The organism is Roseovarius sp. MMSF_3298 (assembly GCF_030733705.1).
GTDB lineage: Bacteria > Pseudomonadota > Alphaproteobacteria > Rhodobacterales > Rhodobacteraceae > Roseovarius > Roseovarius confluentis.
In genome coordinates, this window is sequence record NZ_JASHIN010000016.1 from 74,080 (window position 1) to 89,822 (window position 15,743).

General features: G+C 64.6%; 18 protein-coding genes. 13 read left to right on the forward strand and 5 right to left on the reverse strand.

Annotated features, from left to right (window positions below; translation table 11 throughout):
• The first annotated feature begins 4 nt into the window (after positions 1 to 4).
• Positions 5 to 478, forward strand: a complete 474-nt coding sequence (locus tag RBB18_RS14990) for a GNAT family N-acetyltransferase (RefSeq protein ID WP_306111074.1) — start codon at positions 5 to 7, stop codon at positions 476 to 478.
• Here the strand turns inward: RBB18_RS14990 and RBB18_RS14995 are convergent.
• Entirely contained in the window at positions 466 to 837 is a 372-nt protein-coding gene (locus RBB18_RS14995; protein ID WP_146050092.1) for a hypothetical protein, read from the reverse strand. The genes RBB18_RS14990 and RBB18_RS14995 overlap by 13 nt on opposite strands.
• 194 nt (positions 838 to 1,031) lie before the next feature.
• Between RBB18_RS14995 and RBB18_RS15000 the strand changes: the two genes are divergently transcribed.
• Positions 1,032 to 1,670: a PRC-barrel domain-containing protein gene (locus RBB18_RS15000; protein ID WP_245890562.1), complete on the forward strand. Its 639-nt coding sequence runs from the start codon at positions 1,032 to 1,034 to the stop codon at positions 1,668 to 1,670.
• A 69-nt stretch (positions 1,671 to 1,739) separates the two neighbouring features.
• Here the strand turns inward: RBB18_RS15000 and RBB18_RS15005 are convergent, their stop codons facing one another.
• Positions 1,740 to 3,017: an FAD-binding oxidoreductase gene (locus RBB18_RS15005; RefSeq protein WP_245890561.1), complete on the reverse strand. Its 1,278-nt coding sequence runs from the start codon at positions 3,015 to 3,017 to the stop codon at positions 1,740 to 1,742.
• A gap of 202 nt (positions 3,018 to 3,219) precedes the next feature.
• Between RBB18_RS15005 and RBB18_RS15010 the strand changes: the two genes are divergently transcribed.
• From RBB18_RS15010 to preA, 8 genes are all read left to right on the forward strand, one after another.
• Positions 3,220 to 4,620, forward strand: coding sequence for a selenium-binding protein SBP56-related protein (locus RBB18_RS15010; RefSeq protein WP_103764704.1), 1,401 nt, complete (start codon positions 3,220 to 3,222; stop codon positions 4,618 to 4,620).
• A gap of 59 nt (positions 4,621 to 4,679) precedes the next feature.
• On the forward strand, positions 4,680 to 5,336 hold the full coding sequence (locus tag RBB18_RS15015) for a hypothetical protein (RefSeq protein ID WP_306111073.1): 657 nt from the start codon (positions 4,680 to 4,682) through the stop codon (positions 5,334 to 5,336).
• Positions 5,337 to 5,400: 64 nt separating this feature from the next.
• A complete protein-coding gene (locus tag RBB18_RS15020) occupies positions 5,401 to 5,748 on the forward strand; it encodes a Lin0512 family protein (protein ID WP_306111072.1) in 348 nt (115 codons plus the stop codon).
• Positions 5,745 to 6,107, forward strand: a complete 363-nt coding sequence (locus RBB18_RS15025; RefSeq protein ID WP_103764701.1) for a Lin0512 family protein — start codon at positions 5,745 to 5,747, stop codon at positions 6,105 to 6,107. Before RBB18_RS15020 ends, RBB18_RS15025 begins: the two co-directional genes overlap by 4 nt.
• 73 nt (positions 6,108 to 6,180) lie before the next feature.
• On the forward strand, positions 6,181 to 6,948 hold the full coding sequence (locus RBB18_RS15030; protein ID WP_306111071.1) for an FCD domain-containing protein: 768 nt from the start codon (positions 6,181 to 6,183) through the stop codon (positions 6,946 to 6,948).
• 205 nt (positions 6,949 to 7,153) lie between these two features.
• On the forward strand, positions 7,154 to 8,476 hold the full coding sequence (locus RBB18_RS15035; protein ID WP_306111070.1) for an NAD(P)-dependent oxidoreductase: 1,323 nt from the start codon (positions 7,154 to 7,156) through the stop codon (positions 8,474 to 8,476).
• A gap of 38 nt (positions 8,477 to 8,514) precedes the next feature.
• Positions 8,515 to 9,399 carry a class I SAM-dependent methyltransferase gene (locus RBB18_RS15040; protein WP_306111069.1) on the forward strand — a complete coding sequence of 295 codons (885 nt, stop codon included), beginning with the start codon at positions 8,515 to 8,517 and terminating at the stop codon, positions 9,397 to 9,399.
• Positions 9,387 to 10,691 carry an NAD-dependent dihydropyrimidine dehydrogenase subunit PreA gene (gene preA, locus RBB18_RS15045; protein WP_306111068.1) on the forward strand — a complete coding sequence of 435 codons (1,305 nt, stop codon included), beginning with the start codon at positions 9,387 to 9,389 and terminating at the stop codon, positions 10,689 to 10,691. The genes RBB18_RS15040 and preA overlap by 13 nt, the downstream gene beginning before the upstream one ends.
• A gap of 77 nt (positions 10,692 to 10,768) precedes the next feature.
• Here preA and RBB18_RS15050 read toward each other — a convergent pair whose 3' ends face one another.
• From RBB18_RS15050 to RBB18_RS15060, 3 genes are all read right to left on the reverse strand, one after another.
• Positions 10,769 to 10,999 (reverse strand): N-(5'-phosphoribosyl)anthranilate isomerase, encoded by a 231-nt coding sequence (locus RBB18_RS15050; RefSeq protein WP_103764696.1) that lies wholly within the window; start codon positions 10,997 to 10,999, stop codon positions 10,769 to 10,771.
• A 98-nt stretch (positions 11,000 to 11,097) separates the two neighbouring features.
• A complete protein-coding gene (locus tag RBB18_RS15055; RefSeq protein WP_146050091.1) occupies positions 11,098 to 11,577 on the reverse strand; it encodes a hypothetical protein in 480 nt (159 codons plus the stop codon).
• A gap of 129 nt (positions 11,578 to 11,706) precedes the next feature.
• Positions 11,707 to 12,333, reverse strand: coding sequence for a TetR family transcriptional regulator C-terminal domain-containing protein (locus tag RBB18_RS15060; protein ID WP_274593975.1), 627 nt, complete (start codon positions 12,331 to 12,333; stop codon positions 11,707 to 11,709).
• A gap of 192 nt (positions 12,334 to 12,525) precedes the next feature.
• Here RBB18_RS15060 and RBB18_RS15065 point away from each other — a divergent pair, with 192 nt between their 5' ends.
• The 3 genes from RBB18_RS15065 to hydA all read left to right on the forward strand — a co-directional run bounded on the left by RBB18_RS15065 (position 12,526) and on the right by hydA (position 15,742).
• Positions 12,526 to 13,776 (forward strand): Zn-dependent hydrolase, encoded by a 1,251-nt coding sequence (locus tag RBB18_RS15065; RefSeq protein ID WP_306111067.1) that lies wholly within the window; start codon positions 12,526 to 12,528, stop codon positions 13,774 to 13,776.
• A gap of 144 nt (positions 13,777 to 13,920) precedes the next feature.
• Entirely contained in the window at positions 13,921 to 14,232 is a 312-nt protein-coding gene (locus tag RBB18_RS15070) for a GIY-YIG nuclease family protein (protein WP_306111066.1), read from the forward strand.
• A 46-nt stretch (positions 14,233 to 14,278) separates the two neighbouring features.
• The gene (gene hydA / locus RBB18_RS15075; RefSeq protein WP_306111065.1) at positions 14,279 to 15,742 is read left to right on the forward strand and encodes a dihydropyrimidinase; all 1,464 of its coding nucleotides are present in this window, start codon (positions 14,279 to 14,281) and stop codon (positions 15,740 to 15,742) included.
• The last annotated feature ends 1 nt before the right edge of the window (position 15,743 follow it).

Sequence of the window (15,743 nt, forward strand, 5' to 3'; positions counted from 1 at the left end):
CCCCATGCTCATCGTCGAAATCGCCAAACCCTCCAGTCCCGGCCCCCGTGCCCTGCTGGAACAAAGCCACGCCATGATGCGCGACCTGTTTCCGCCCGAGGACAACTATTTCCTGGACCTCGAAGAGTTGCGCGGCCCGGATATCCGCTTCTACGCCGCCCGCGACGGGGCCGAGACGCTGGGCACCGGGGCGCTGGCCCTCAAGCGCGGCTATGCCGAGGTGAAATCCATGTTCACCTCAGAGGCCGCCCGCGGCCGGGGCGTGGCCGCCGCGATCCTGCGCGCGCTGGAAGACGAGGCGCGGGGCGAAGACATCACCGTCCTGCGCCTGGAAACGGCCGAAGCGCTCGACGCCGCCATCCGCCTTTACGAACGCCATGGCTTTAACCGGCGCGGCATCTTCGGCGATTACCGCCCGAACACCACCAGCGTCTTCATGGAAAAGATCCTGTCCCCCGTGGCGGCTCAGAACGGGTAACAGATCAACGCGCCGCCATCCGCGTCCAGATCGAACGCGTCGCATTCAAGATACGGCTCGCGCTGTCGTGGCGCCGGGGCGCCCGCCCCGCAATCCAGCGTGGCCCGCATCATTGCCTGGTCCCCGCGCAGCCGGTCCACCCGGCACCCGCTGACCCTCTCGATGGCCAGCACGGCCGGCACGCCCACGCTGGCCAGCCGCATTGCGGGTCGCGGGTTCAGCCGGATCGCTTCGGCGCGCCGCCCCGCCACGCGGATGTCAAAGACCGACTTGCCCAACTTGACGCGCACCGGCGCGACCCCGGCGAACTCCGGGCCGGGCGTCCCGCAGGCCCCCAGCACCAGCAAAATCAAAAGCATCCTGAGCATGGTCCCAGCTTGCCCGCCACAAGGTTAAGAAATCATGAGCAGCGACGCCCGCGCCAAGCGCCCTAACGCACTCCCCCCGCCAAAGGTTTCACGCGCTAAGCCTCAATTTTTCAATAGTTTTTCGGAACGACACGCACCCCCCGCCGCGTTGATCCATCAGAACAGAAATGAACAGGAGACAGATAATGAAACTCTTTGGAACCACCGCCATCGCAATGGCACTCGTAGCCACCACCGCGTTTGCCCAGAGCGACTCGAACACCGAGATGGACACCGACACCCAGAACACCCAAGTCGAATCCAACTCCGAAATGGACACGGCCAATGACACCGCCACCGACAGCAGCAGTGACGCTCAGGACGATCAGTCGGCCATGAACGAAGACTCGTCCAACATGGAAACCGAGCAATCGGCCATGAGTGACGGTGACAGCGACATGGGCTGGGACAAGTCCAGTGAAGAAATGAGCCAGATGCAAGGCGAGCTGATCCGCAGCCGCGACATCACTGGCGGTGCCGTTTACACCACCAACGAAGCCAACGATGAAGGCGAAAGCTGGGACATGACCGAGTATGACGAAGTCAACTCGGAGTGGAACCAGATCGGCGAGATCGAAGACCTCGTGATGTCGCAAGACGGCAAGCTGACCGGCATCATCGTCGAAGTTGGCGGTTTCCTCGACATCGGCGACAAGCACGTCATGCTGTCAGTGAAAGATGCGAAACTCGTGCCCGTCGATGACATGAGCTACACCTTCGTGACCAAGTTCAACGAAGAAGATATCGAAGCCATGAACGGCGTTGACGAAGCCTTCTGGAACTAAGCCGAGAAGTATCTCGCTTTTGCCGCCGCCCTTGCCGGGCGGCGGTTTGCGTTTGCGCAACAGCCGGGCTTAAAAGCTCTTCCAAAGCTGGTGCGCCACGAAACCCGCCCGCATCGCGCCGGTCTTCATCGCCTTGAACGGCACACGCTTCAGATCGCTCATCGGCACCGGCAGGCCCGCCGGATCTCCGCCCGCGATCAGCTCCGCCATGCACTGACCAAACACCGTCCCGGTCGTGATCCCCCGCCCGTTATACCCGATCGGCGTCAGCACACCGGGCGCCAGCCGGATAATCCGCGGCAAATGATCTGGCGTCATCGCGATCTGCCCATGCCAGGCCTCCTCGAAAGCCACCGCCCCAAGCTCCGGGAACAGCCGCTCCAGCCGTTTCGCCGCCCAGCGCCGCGACAAGCCCCGCCCGGCCTTGCCCACAACCGGCCCCATAGACCCGAGAACGATCCGACCTCGCACGTCGCGCCGCAGGCTGGTCATGATCGTCCCGGTGTCCCAGACCCCTTGCCGCTCCAGCAGGACATGCGCCATCTCCGCCCCCAGCGGCGGCGTCGCCAGTTGAAAGAATTCGATCGGCGTGAATATATCGCGCAGACCCGGCCACAGCGTGTCGGTATAGGCATTCGTCGCCAGAACCACATGCCGCGCCCGCATCGTGCCCTGGTCGGTTTCGACAAGCCATGCCTCCCCGTCGCGTCGCAGCGCCGTCGCCCTCACGCCGGTATGCACCTCCGCGCCGGCCCCCTGCGCCGCCCGCGCCAACCCACGTACGTATCCCATCGGATTCACCGTGCCGGCACGATGATCCAGCAACCCGCCATGAAACGCCCGCGTGCCAGTCCGCTCGGCCACCGCGTCGCGCGACAGCAATTCCACCGGCGCACCCAGCCGTTGCCACGCGTCGTACCGCGCCCGCAAGCCTCGCATCCCGCCGGGCGCATGGGCCGCATGGATGGTCCCCGTCCGCGTCACCTCGCACCGCATCTGGTGCTTCTCGATCAGGTCGAACACCTGCCCCGGCGCGTTCCCGAACCGCTCGATGAACCGCGGCCCGTAGGTGTCGCCCAACAGCTTGCGCACCTTGTCCGGCGGATACCACACACCGGCGTTCACCAGCCCCACATTGCGCCCCGACCCGCCAAAGCCGATCCGTTCGGACTCCAGCACATGCGCCTCCATCCCCTGTTCGGCACAGTAAAGCGCGGTCGCCAGCCCGGTATAGCCGCCCCCCACGATGGCCACGTCCGTCACCACGTCGCCGCGCATCGACGTGCCGCTCTCCGGCTCCTCCGCCGAATGGTCCCAAAGGGATATGCCGGGTATGTCCCCTGTCACGGTTGTCCTCTCATGGCCCGCCATGCCGCGGCACCGTGAAACGCGGATGCCCCGACGTCAATATCACACCGCCTCCGCGCAGCCTCGCCGCGCTCAACGCACGCGAGAAATAAAAATTGGCCGATTGCCGATTCTGTGAGACGATTTTCTTCTGATGCGCGCGAAACCGGAACAGCGTCCGCACCCAAGGGAGGAATTGCAGATGAACCTGAGACCAGACCCAACCTTCTACCCGACTCCGAAAATGGCGATGGAGGCCCCCGCCGAAAAGCTCGCCTTCACTCTCATGCTCAGCCCCGACGGCAGCCAGCCCGACGGCCTCGCCATCGTCGACGTCGACCCAAGCTCCAAGACCTATTCCCAGATCGTCCATCAGGTGATCATGCCCAACACCGGCGACGAGTTTCACCATTTCGGCTGGAACGCCTGTTCCTCGTCCCTCTCGCCGCTCTCCGGTCACGCCTTTCTCGAACGGCGCTACCTGATCATCCCCGGCATCCGCTCGTCGCGGATCTACGTGATCGACGTCAAGGAACCGCTCAAGGCCAAGATCCACAAGATCATCGAGCCCGAGGAAGTCTTCGCCAAAACCGGCTATTCCCGGCCCCACACCATCCATTGCGGTCCCGAAGGCATCTATGTCTCCACCCTGGGTGGCGGCGGCAAGGACGGCACCGACGGCCCTCCGGGCATCTTCATCATGGATTGCGAAACCTTCGAGATCCTCGGCCGCTACGAGATGGACCGCGGCAAGCAGGACAAGCACTACGATTTCTGGTGGAACCTGCCGCGCGACTACATGGTCAGTTCCGAATGGGGTCTGCCCCCGCAATTCGAGAACGGCATCGTCGCCGAGGATCTGCTGTCGAACAAGTACGGCCATTCGATCCACTTCTGGAACCTGCGCCAGCGCAAGAACGTCCAGACGATCGACCTCGGTGAAAACCACCAGATGGCGCTGGAAATCCGCCCGGCCCACGACCCTGGCAAGGATTACGGCTTCTGCGGCGTCGTGGTGGACACCACAAACCTCCAGGGTTCCATCTTCACGTGGTGGCAAAAGGACGACGGCACGTTCGAGGCCAAGAAGACACTCACCATCGACCCCCGCCCCGAGAAACCGGAAAACCTGCCGCCCCTGCTGCAGGGGTTCGAGGCCGTGCCGCCGCTGGTCACCGATATCGACCTCTCGCTCGACGACCGCTTCCTCTACGTCGCCTGCTGGGGTTTGGGCGAGATGCACCAATACGACGTCTCCGACCCGTTCGCGCCGAAGCTCGCCGGCAAGGTCGAACTCGGCGGCATCGCCCGGGGCACAAAGCACCCCAACGGCCAGCCTTTCGCCTATGGCCCGCAAATGGTCGAGATCAGCCGCGACGGCAAGCGCGTCTACTGGACCAACTCGCTCTATTCCACCTGGGACGATCAGTTCTACCCGGATGACGAAGGCGGCCAGATGGTCATGGCCAATGTCGGCGAAAACGGCGGGCTGGAACTGGACAAGGACTTCTACCTGTCCTTCCCCGAAGGCTATCGCAGCCACCAGATCCGGCTCGAGGGCGGCGACTGCTCCACCGACAGCTTCTGCTACCCCTCGGTCTGATCCATGCAAAACGGCGTCCCGGGCTTGACCCGGGACCTCCCCGGCGCTGACATCGCCCCATGACCGCTGACATTTCCACGACGGCGGCCCTGTGGTGGGCGGTGCTGGCCTCGGGGCTTTATCATGGCATCAATCCCGGCATGGGCTGGCCGCTTGCCGTGTCCTCGGCCCTGATGGAACGCCGCCAGTCCAGCCTCTTCAAGGCACTCGCGGCCCTCGCCATCGGCCATCTTGCCGCCATGACCGCCATCCTCCTGCCCTTCTCGGCCCTCCTTTGGCTGGCCGAATGGCAGACCGTCCTCCAGACCGGCGCCGCCGTCTTGGTCATCGCCCTCGGGATCTACCTGCTGATCAACCGCCGCCACCCGCGCTTTCTCGCCCGCGTGCCGCCCTCGCGCCTCGCCCTCTGGTCCTTTCTCGTGGCGATGGCTCACGGCGCCGGGCTGATGCTGGTGCCGATCTATCTCGGCATCTGCGAAACAGCCGACGCCGGCCACACCGCCGCCGACACGCTCATGCGCGGCACGCTCTCCACCGCGCTGCTGGTGGCGCTCGCGCACACCGCCGCCATGATCGTCTCCGGCGGCGCACTCGCGCTCGGCACTTACCATTGGCTCGGCCTCAAGTTCCTTCAGAAATCGTGGTTCAACCTCGACATACTCTGGGCGCTCAGCCTCATCCTCGTTGGCGTCCTCGCGCTGCTGCTGACCCACTGACGCCTTGCATTTTCACTGTTCAAAAAATACTCAAATCCCAACGCCAGCCACCCGGAGCACAGACATGCCCAAAACGCGCCTCCTCACCGAATTCGGCATCGGCTCGTCCCTGCGCCACCGCGATTACACCGCCGCCGCCCGCCGCGCATTGCAGGACGCGCTCTGGCGCAACTCCATCAACCTCGCGGAGCTTTTCGGCCAGCCCAAAGAGGCGATGATGATCGACGTGGAAATCGCCGCGCAGGACCCCGACGCCGTCGACACCACGGCGCTCGCGGACGTCTTCCCCTACGGCCAGGTCACCGTAACCGCCCACAAGGGCGGCCTGGACGTCCCCCGCCCCGACGGTGAGCCCACCGTCATCGTCAACGCCGCCATCAATGTCAGCCTGAACCTGGAGCCCGCCCAATGACCGATCACCGCTTCATCATCGAAATGGGCATGGGCAACGACCAGTACGGGATGGATTACCAAAAGGCCGCCGCCCGCGCGATCGAAAGCGCGATCCGCCGCTCCGCCATCCCGATGTATTCGACCACCGCCCTCGACCCGTCGCAGATGCGCGTGCAGGTCACCATCGGCGTGCAGGACCCCGACAAAATCGACACGGACGCGCTCGCCGCCTGCCTGCCGCGCGGAAACGCCACCGTGACTGCCACCTTCGGCGGGCACAACGTGGTGAACCCCGACACCGGCGACACAATCGTCATCGCCACCGCGGCGGTCGAGGCGTTCCTGCCCGACCAGTCCGGCAACTACACCGCCGGCTGACCCCGAACGGCTCGGCGCTTGCCCCGTATCGCCTCTGGTCATATGATTTGACCAATTCACTCCCGAGGCGCCCATGCCGTTCCAGAAAGTCACGCCCGAAAAACTCTCGCTCGCGGTCACCCGCCAGATCGAGAAACTGATCCTGCGCGGCATCCTGCGCCCCGGCGAACGCCTGCCCTCGGAACGCGAGCTTGCCGACCGCTTCGGAGTCTCCCGCCCCTCCCTGCGCGAGGCGGTGGCCGAGCTTCAGCAGAAGGGACTGCTGACCTCCCGCGCCGGCGCCGGCATCTTCGTAGCCGATGTCCTGGGCAGCGCCTTCTCCCCCGCCCTGATCGAGCTTTTCGCCAGCGACGACGAGGCCGTGTTCGATGTCATCGCCTTCCGCCGCGACATGGAAGGGCTCGCCGCCGAACGCGCCGCCCGGCTGGCCTCGGACACCGACCTGCAGGTCATCGCGTCCACCTTCGACCGCATGGAGCAGGCCAGGGGCCGCGCCAACCCCGAACGCGAGGCCCGGCTCGATGCCGAGTTCCACATGGCCATCCTCGAGGCCAGCCACAACGTCGTGATGCTGCACATGATGCGCTCGATGTTCCAGTTGATGCAGGAAGGCGTGTTCTACAACCGCCAGATCATGTTCAACCAGTCCACCAAGCGGTCCAGCCTGCTGGACCAGCACCGCGCCATCCGCGACGCCATCCTCGCGCGCGACCCCGTCGCGGCCCGCGCGGCCGTCGAAACCCATCTCGATTTCGTCGAACGGGCACTGACCGACCAGCGCAAGGCCGAGGCGCATGAGCATATCGCCCGCCAGCGCCTGGAACACGAAAACCGCCGCTGAATTCATTGCCAACATCGTAGGGTGGGTGGTTCTGCGCGATGCGCAGGTTCACCCACCGTTACACCGCACACCCTGCAAATCACGGGCTTTAGCGCGCCGCGCCGCCGCTTTTCGCGCCGTTCACAAACCGCCTAAATTTTACCAATTGATAAAATTTTGATCTGTGCAATACTTTCTACAAAGCGCACAGCCACTGGAGCCCTCCATGAGCCATTCCGCCCTGACCCCCGGCATCACCTCCGGCCGCCTGTCAGAGGACGACCTCGCCCGGAACTTCTCCGACCTGCACCCACCCCTAGACCCGCACGAGGCGCTGGTGGCCGCCGACCGCTGCTATTTCTGCCACGATGCGCCCTGCATCACGGCCTGCCCCACCGATATCGACATCCCGCTCTTCATCCGCCAGATCGCCACCGGCACGCCCGAGGCCGCCGCCAGGACGATCCTCACCCAGAACATCCTCGGCGGCATGTGCGCCCGCGTCTGCCCGACCGAGACGCTTTGCGAACAGGCCTGTGTGCGCGAGACCGCCGAAGGCAAGCCCGTCCTGATCGGGCAACTACAACGTTACGCAACCGACACCCTCCAGGCCGCGGGCACGCATCCCTTCGCCCGTGCGCCCGAGACGGGCAAGTCGGTCGCCGTGGTGGGCGCGGGACCAGCCGGTCTGGCCTGCGCCCATCGTCTGGCGATGCACGGCCATTCCGTCACGCTCTTTGACGCCCGCCCCAAACCAGGCGGCCTCAACGAATACGGCATCGCCGCCTACAAGACAGTGGACGGCTTCGCCGAACGCGAGGTCGACTGGCTGCTGAAGATCGGCGGCATCACCCTGGAAAACGGCAAGGCCCTTGGCCCCGACCTCAGCCTCGACACCCTGCGCGACCAGTTCGACGCAATCTTCCTCGGCATCGGCCTGGGTGGCGTCAACGCGCTCGGCCTCGACGGCGAGGACAAGACCGGCGTGCTCGACGCGGTCGATTTCATCTCCGACCTGCGCCAGGCCAGTGATCTGCGCGCGCTTCAGGTGGGCCGCGACGTCGTGGTGATCGGCGGCGGCATGACCGCCATCGACGCCGCCGTGCAGGCGAAACTGCTGGGCGCGCTCAACGTCACGCTGGTCTACCGCCGCGGCCGCGACCGCATGAACGCCAGCGTCTATGAACAGGACCTCGCCGCATCCAAGGGCGTGCGCATCATCACGAATGCCACCCCCCGCGCCATCCACGGCAACGGCACCGTCCGCGAGATCGAGTTCGAATATACCGACGACGCCCTCACCCCGACGGGCGAGACCGTCCGCATCCCCGCCGACCAGGTGTTCAAGGCCATCGGCCAGGCACTCGCGGGCGATGCCCTGCCCGATCTCGATGGCCGCAAGATCGCCGTCACCGGCGCGGGCCGCACCTCGGTCACCGGCATCTGGGCGGGGGGCGACTGCGCCGCGGGTGGCGACGACCTGACGGTGACAGCCGTGGCCGAGGGCCGCGACGCCGCCGAAGACATCCATAAAAGCCTCGTTTCGTGATACACTGCGCACCATCCCGGTTCCGCAGGAGAAGCGCCATGAGCGATGTCGAGTCCCGTGTGTCCACCCATTATTCCACCACCAACCTGATCGACGCGATCCGCGCGGCCCTCGAAAAGGCCGGCGCCAACCCCGACGCGCCCGGTCTTGATGACCTCAAGCCCGTGGACGAATTCCACACCGGCGGGGTCGAGGCCACCGATGCCCTGATCGACCAGCTCAGCATTACGCCCGAGACCCGCGTTCTCGATATCGGCTGCGGCATCGGCGGCGCATCCCGCCACGTCGCTGCCCGCACCGGCGCGCATGTGCGCGGTATCGACCTGACCCCTGATTTCATCGCCGTCGCCAAGGCGCTCAGCGCCGCCACCGACATGGCCGACCGCACCAGTTTCACAACCGGCAGCGCCCTCGACCTGCCCGAGGCGGATGCCAGCGCTGACCTCGCCCTCATGTTCCATGTCGGCATGAATATCGAAGACAAGACCCGCCTTTTCTCCGAGGCCGCCCGCGTCCTCGTCCCCGGCGGCACCTTCGCGCTCTTCGACGTGATGCGCGGCTCGGACCGTCCCCTGACCTTTCCGTTCCCCTGGGCGGAACAGGCCGATTTCTCCTTCGTGGCCCCGCCCGAGACCTACCGTCAGGCCGCCGCCGCAGCCGGCTTCTCGCAAGTGGGCGAGCGCGACCGCTCCGAATTTGCAAAGGCCTTCTTCGATCGCGTTTTCAAACGCATCGAAGAGGCCGGCGGCCCGCCGCCCGTCGGCATCCACCTTCTGATGCACGACACCGGGCCCGAAAAGATCAAGAATTACGTGACACACCTGCAGGCGGGCGACATCGCACCGGTGGAAATGATCTTTCGCCGCAACGCGCCCCAGTCCCCGCGACACCAGACAAGGGAAACACGCTCATGGCTGACCTGACGACGAATTTCATCGGCATCACCTCGCCCAACCCGTTCTGGCTGGCCTCCGCCCCGCCCACCGACAAGGAATACAACGTCCGCCGCGCCTTCGAGGCCGGCTGGGGCGGCGTGGTCTGGAAAACCCTGGGCGAAGAGGGCCCACCTGTCGTCAACGTCAACGGGCCCCGCTACGGCGCGATCTGGGGCGCCGACCGCCGCCTGCTGGGGCTGAACAATATCGAGCTGATCACCGACCGCCCGCTGCAAACCAACCTCGACGAGATGACGCGGGTGAAAAAGGACTACCCCGACCGCGCCCTCATCGCCTCACTCATGGTCCCGGTGAACGAGGACAGCTGGAAGTCCATCCTAGACCGTGTGCTGGAAACCGGTTGCGACGGCGTGGAACTGAACTTCGGCTGTCCGCACGGCATGTCCGAACGCGGCATGGGCTCCGCCGTTGGCCAGGTGCCGGAATACGTGGGCCAGGTCACCGAATGGTGCAAGAAACACTCAAACCTGCCCGTCATCGTGAAACTCACGCCCAACATCACCGACGTGCGCAAACCCGCGCAGGCGGCCAAGGACGGCGGCGCCGACGCGGTGTCACTGATCAACACGATCAACTCGATCACGTCCGTCAACCTCGACAGTTTCGCGCCAGAACCCACCATCGACGGCAAAGGCGCGCATGGCGGTTATTGCGGCCCGGCAGTGAAACCCATAGCGCTCAACATGGTGGCCGAGATCGCTCGCACGCCCTCGCTCGCCGGGCTGCCCATCTCAGGGATAGGCGGCATCACCACATGGCGCGACGCCGCCGAGTTCATGTCGCTCGGCGCAGGCAACGTGCAGGTCTGCACGGCGGCCATGACATACGGCTTCAAGATCGTGCAGGAAATGATCTCGGGCCTGTCCCAGTTCATGGACGAAAAAGGTTTCACCTCCACCGACGACCTCGTTGGCCGCGCCGTCCCGAATCTCAGCGACTGGCAGCACCTCAATCTCAACTACGTGACGAAAGCCCGGATCGACCAGGACCTGTGCATCAAGTGCGGTCGCTGCTATGCCGCCTGCGAGGACACCTCGCACCAGGCGATTTCGATGTCTCCGGAGCGCACCTTCGAGGTGATCGACGAAGAATGCGTCGCCTGCAATCTCTGCGTCAATGTCTGCCCCGTCGATAATTGCATCACGATGGAGGAACTCAGCCCCGGCACGACAGATCCCCGCACTGGAAAGACGGTCCAGGACGACTACGCCAACTGGACGACCCACCCCAACAATCCGGGGACCTGCGCCGCGGAATGACCGCCCCAGATTCTTCGTACGAAAAATCTGTCCCCCAGAAAATTCGTACGAATTTTCTGGGGACGATCCGCACCGCATCAAAACACGATCCGAATGGGCCCCGCATGGCAGACCACGATCATCTGGTCGCCGGTTTCGATCAGGTGAAAGCCGCGCCGGCGCACTTCGCGCTCAAATTCCTCACGCCCGACTTCGCGCTCCACCCACCGGCGGGACCGCCGCACGACAGAGCCTTTGCGTGCCGATTGGCTCGAAAACAGTTGCGATACCCAAGGGGCGGCCGGAACAGGGCGAATGACATGGGTCATGCTCCAAAGCTGACGCCACCGTGGTAAAGATCAGGTTAAGGCGTCAGGGGGCCTTCCGGTGCCCTGCGCATCGCCACCCACGGTTTCGCGCGCGGTCCTCAGGACCCGTCTTCAACGGCAGGACTGGCTGACGGGCTTGGCGATTGGTCCCCGCCCACCTCGATCTTCAGAACCTCGATCATCTCGCGAAGGTCGGTGATGTCGCGCGCGGCCTGCGACTGTTCCAGTCGCGTGCTGGCCCGCAGAAGGTCCTGCTGGCGCCCGACCAACTCGTACTGCGCCGCGACCAGTTGATCGCGCGGAGTCTCCTGGCTCTTGATCCGCGCGTCGAGCATGCTTTCGCCTGACGCCTTGGCCGGCAGCCGCGAGACATCGTCGGCAGCCGGATCACGGGCGGGACGCGCCGTCGCATCCATGCGCGGCCCGTCGCCGCCCGTGGCATTGTCGGAATTGTTGCCGCTCGCACTGCTTTCCGCCGACCCCGCGGCGCTCTTGACGGCGAGTTTCTGAAGGTTCTGCCCGGCGCTGGCTGGCACCGAGGGCAGGAAGGTCACAGGGGCTGGTCCTGTGATGTTCATGTATCCACTCCAAACACGGGGGATCGCTAGATCCGGCGCCCGCACCCAACTGCCTTCATACCACGCAGCGGGCAGGTGCCGCGACCGTATTCTAAGCAGCATTTTATGCGTTTTTGTCCCGCGCGCGCCTCAGATTGCCAGCATCCTGCGATAGAGCGCATCAAGAAACACCACAGCCTCGTCATGCGTATCGCGCCCATCCATCAACGCCTGAACCTGCGCGTCGAAATCAGCGTAATGCTGCGTCGTGGCCCAGATCGAAAAGATCAGGTGCCGCCCGTCCACCGGCTTCAGACGCCCCTCCGCCGCCCAGGTCTCGATCAGCGCCGCGGTCTCATCCACCAGCGGCTTCAAATCCGTCACCAGTCCCGCCCCGATCCTTGGCGCGCCTTGCAGGATCTCGTTCGCGAACAGCCGGCTCTCGCGCGGCAACGTCCGGCTCATCTCCAGCTTGCGATGCACGTAGCGCAGGATTTCCTCCAGCGGCTCGCCGTCGGGGTCGATCTCGCGCATCGGGTCCAGCCACGTGTCCATCAAACCGCTCAGCAGCGTGACGTGGATCTCTTCCTTGCCCGCGAAGTAATACAGGATGTTGGGCTTCGACAGCCCCGACGCCTCGGCGATCTGGTCCAGCGTCGCGCCGCGGAACCCGTGCATCGAAAACACGTCCAGCGCGGCGTCCAATATGCGCTTGCGGTTGCGCAACTGTATCCGGCTCGGCTTGGCGCCGCCCGCCGCCTGCGTCCCGTCTTCCATCGCGCCTCTCATGTTTCACTGCCCGAAGATTTAGCATCACCCAGCCCGAATTGGCCAGCAACAGGTGCAATGCTTGACAGACCCGCCCCGCTTCGCAATCGTGGTTTTACCATTTGGTAAAAAAGTGGCAACCGGGATGGCAGCCAATATCGCGCCCTTCCGTGCTATGATACGTCAGACAAGGGGACAGCGATGACCGCACCGGGCCAAAATCTCAAGATCGACGGCGACCGGCTCTGGGACAGCCTGATGGAAATGGCCAAGATCGGCCCGGGCGTCGCGGGCGGCAACAACCGCCAGACCCTGACCGACGAGGATGCCGAGGGCCGCGCGCTCTTTCAATCCTGGTGCGAGGCGGCGGGCATGACCATGGGCCTCGACACGATGGGCAACATGTTCGCCCGGCGCGAGGGCACAGACCCCGACGCGCTCCCCGTTTATGTCGGCTCCCACCTCGACACGCAGCCCACGGGCGGCAAGTATGATGGCGTGCTCGGAGTGTTGGGCGGGCTGGAAATCATCCGCACTCTCAACGACCTTGACATCAAGACGAAACACCCCATCGTCGTCACCAACTGGACCAACGAGGAAGGCACGCGCTACGCCCCCGCCATGCTCGCCTCGGGCGTCTTCGCCGGCGTCCACGACCAGCAATGGGCCTACGACCGCGTCGATGCCGACGGCAAGAAATTCGGCGACGAGCTTGACCGCATCGGCTGGAAGGGCGACGAGCAGGTGGGCAACCGCAAGATGCACGCCTTCTTCGAGCTGCATATCGAACAAGGCCCTATCCTCGAGGCCGAAGGCAAGGATATCGGCGTCGTCACTCACGGCCAGGGCCTGCGCTGGATCGAATGCACCGTCACGGGCAAGGAAAGCCACACCGGCTCGACCCCGATGCACATGCGCAAGAACGCCGGTCGCGGCCTCGCCCGGATCACAGAACTGGTCCACGAGATCGCCATGAAGAACCAGCCCAATGCCGTGGGCGCCATCGGCCAGGCCAACGTCTATCCCAACAGCCGCAACATCATCCCCGGCAAGGCCGTCTTCACCATCGACTTCCGCTCGCCCGACCTGGACAAACTCGAAGGCATGGTTGCCGAACTTCTGGAAAAGGCCCCGAAGCTCTGCGAGGAAATCGAGGTCGGCTTTTCCTCCGAGATCGTCGGCCAGTTCAACCCGCCCGCTTTCGACGAGACCTGCGTCAAGGCCGTCCGCGACGCCGCCGAACGGCTGGGCTATTCCCACATGGACATCGTCTCGGGCGCGGGCCACGACGCCTGCTGGATCAACGACGTCGCGCCGACAGCGATGGTCATGTGCCCCTGCGTCGACGGCCTCAGCCACAACGAGGCCGAGGAAATCTCCAAGGACTGGGCCACGGCGGGCGCGGACGTCCTGATGCACGCGGTGGTCGAGACGGCGGAGATCGTCGAATGATCGTCACACGATCATTCGACGTCCCGGACTTGATCCGGGACCTCCCAGCCACCCGGCGCAACGCAGTCCCGGACTTGATCCGGGACCTCCCGGCCACCCGCGTCCCGCCACAAACACCAAAGCCGCGTTTACATCAAATTAACCATGTTCCCACACCACCGGTCCATGGCGTTCTACACCTACATCATGGCCTGCGGTTCAAACACGGCGATCTACGTTGGAACCACAGGCAACCTGCGCGACCGCGCGGCCCAGCATCGGCTGGGGGCCGGGTCCGTGCACACCTCGAAATACAACATAACCAAGCTCGTCTATTTCGAGACCCACGAGACACTGGATGCCGCCGTCGCCCGCGAACGCAAGTTGAAACGCTGGCGGCGCGAATGGAAAAACAAGCTGATCGAACACGCAAACCCAAGCTGGTCCGACTTGAGCATGGAGGCCTCGTTTCTCTGAGGTCCCGGATCAAGTCCGGGACTGCGTAGCACCAGGGAGACACCCAATGACCACCAAAGTCATCAAGAACGGCACCGTCTGCACCGCCGACCGCACGTGGAAGGCCGATGTCCTGATCGAGGACGAAAAGATCAAGCAGATCGGCGAGGACCTCAAGGGCGACGAGACCATCGACGCCGAGGGCGCCTATGTCATCCCCGGCGGCATCGACCCGCACACGCATCTGGAAATGCCCTTCATGGGAACAACGGCGGCCGAGACCTTCGAGACCGGCACCTGGGCGGCGGCCTGTGGCGGCACCACGATGCTGGTGGATTTCTGCCTGCCCGGCGCCGACGGCTCCATCAAGAACGCCATCGAGGAATGGCACCGCAAGTCCGCCCCCCAGATCTGCGCCGATATCGGCTATCACATGGCGGTCACCGGCTGGAACGAGACCATCTTCAACGAGATGAAGGACGCCGTCGACATGGGCGTCAACTCCTTCAAGCATTTCATGGCCTACAAGGGCGCGCTGATGATCGAGGATGACGAGATGTTCGCCTCCTTCAAGCGCTGCCGCGAGCTGGGCGCGCTGCCCATGGTCCATGCCGAGAACGGCGATCTGGTCGCCGACATGCAGCAGGAGATGCTGTCCAAGGGCATCACCGGCCCCGAGGGCCACGCCTATTCCCGCCCGCCCGAGTTCGAGGGCGAGGCCGCCAACCGCGCCATCACCATCGCCGATGCCGCCGGCGTGCCGCTCTATATCGTGCACGTCTCCTGCGAACAGGCGCACGAGGCCATCCGCCGCGCCCGCCAGAAGGGGATGCGCGTCTATGGCGAGCCTTTGGCGCAATTCCTGACCCTCGACGAAGGCGAGTATTTCAACACCGACTGGGACCATGCCGCCCGCCGCGTCATGTCGCCCCCCTTTCGCAACAAGGAACACCAGGACAGCCTCTGGGCGGGCCTTCAGGCCGGTTCCCTGCAGGTCGTCGCCACCGACCACGCCGCCTTCTCGACAGAGCAGAAACGCATGGGGCTAGACGATTTCACCAAGATCCCCAACGGCTCCAACGGGCTTGAGGAACGCATGCCCGTGCTCTGGACCCGCGGCGTTGAAACCGGCCGCCTCACGCCCAACGAATTCGTCGCGGTGACTTCGACCAACGTCGCCAAGATCCTCAACATCTACCCCAAGAAGGGCGCCATCGTCGAAGGGGCCGACGCCGACATCGTGGTCTGGGACCCCAAGATCACCAAGACGATCTCGGCCTCCAACCACCATTCGATCCTCGACTACAACGTGTTCGAGGGCTTCGAGGTCACGGCCAATGCCCGCTACACCATCTCGCGCGGCGAGGTCATCTGGGCCTGGGGCCAAAACTCCCAGCCGCAACCCGGCCGCGGCCGCTTCGTCCCCCGCCCGGCCTTCCCCTCGGCGCATGAGGCGCTGTCGAAATGGAAGGCGCTGACGGCCCCCAAGATGATCGAACGCGATCCGCTCAACATCCCGGCGGGCATCTGAC

What these genes read in the sequence shown, in the direction of transcription:
- RBB18_RS15070 (WP_306111066.1), top strand. Translation starts at nt 13,921, where the DNA reads ATGTTCCCACACCACCGGTCCATGGCGTTCTACACCTACATCATGGCC.
- RBB18_RS15055 (WP_146050091.1), bottom strand. Translation starts at nt 11,577, where the DNA reads ATGAACATCACAGGACCAGCCCCTGTGACCTTCCTGCCCTCGGTGCCA.
- RBB18_RS15065 (WP_306111067.1), top strand. Translation starts at nt 12,526, where the DNA reads ATGACCGCACCGGGCCAAAATCTCAAGATCGACGGCGACCGGCTCTGG.
- RBB18_RS15000 (WP_245890562.1), top strand. Translation starts at nt 1,032, where the DNA reads ATGAAACTCTTTGGAACCACCGCCATCGCAATGGCACTCGTAGCCACC.
- hydA (WP_306111065.1), top strand. Translation starts at nt 14,279, where the DNA reads ATGACCACCAAAGTCATCAAGAACGGCACCGTCTGCACCGCCGACCGC.
- RBB18_RS15060 (WP_274593975.1), bottom strand. Translation starts at nt 12,333, where the DNA reads ATGGAAGACGGGACGCAGGCGGCGGGCGGCGCCAAGCCGAGCCGGATA.
- RBB18_RS15010 (WP_103764704.1), top strand. Translation starts at nt 3,220, where the DNA reads ATGAACCTGAGACCAGACCCAACCTTCTACCCGACTCCGAAAATGGCG.
- preA (WP_306111068.1), top strand. Translation starts at nt 9,387, where the DNA reads ATGGCTGACCTGACGACGAATTTCATCGGCATCACCTCGCCCAACCCG.
- RBB18_RS15040 (WP_306111069.1), top strand. Translation starts at nt 8,515, where the DNA reads ATGAGCGATGTCGAGTCCCGTGTGTCCACCCATTATTCCACCACCAAC.
- RBB18_RS15015 (WP_306111073.1), top strand. Translation starts at nt 4,680, where the DNA reads ATGACCGCTGACATTTCCACGACGGCGGCCCTGTGGTGGGCGGTGCTG.
- RBB18_RS15020 (WP_306111072.1), top strand. Translation starts at nt 5,401, where the DNA reads ATGCCCAAAACGCGCCTCCTCACCGAATTCGGCATCGGCTCGTCCCTG.
- RBB18_RS15030 (WP_306111071.1), top strand. Translation starts at nt 6,181, where the DNA reads ATGCCGTTCCAGAAAGTCACGCCCGAAAAACTCTCGCTCGCGGTCACC.
- RBB18_RS15025 (WP_103764701.1), top strand. Translation starts at nt 5,745, where the DNA reads ATGACCGATCACCGCTTCATCATCGAAATGGGCATGGGCAACGACCAG.
- RBB18_RS14990 (WP_306111074.1), top strand. Translation starts at nt 5, where the DNA reads ATGCTCATCGTCGAAATCGCCAAACCCTCCAGTCCCGGCCCCCGTGCC.
- RBB18_RS15035 (WP_306111070.1), top strand. Translation starts at nt 7,154, where the DNA reads ATGAGCCATTCCGCCCTGACCCCCGGCATCACCTCCGGCCGCCTGTCA.
- RBB18_RS14995 (WP_146050092.1), bottom strand. Translation starts at nt 837, where the DNA reads ATGCTTTTGATTTTGCTGGTGCTGGGGGCCTGCGGGACGCCCGGCCCG.
- RBB18_RS15050 (WP_103764696.1), bottom strand. Translation starts at nt 10,999, where the DNA reads ATGACCCATGTCATTCGCCCTGTTCCGGCCGCCCCTTGGGTATCGCAA.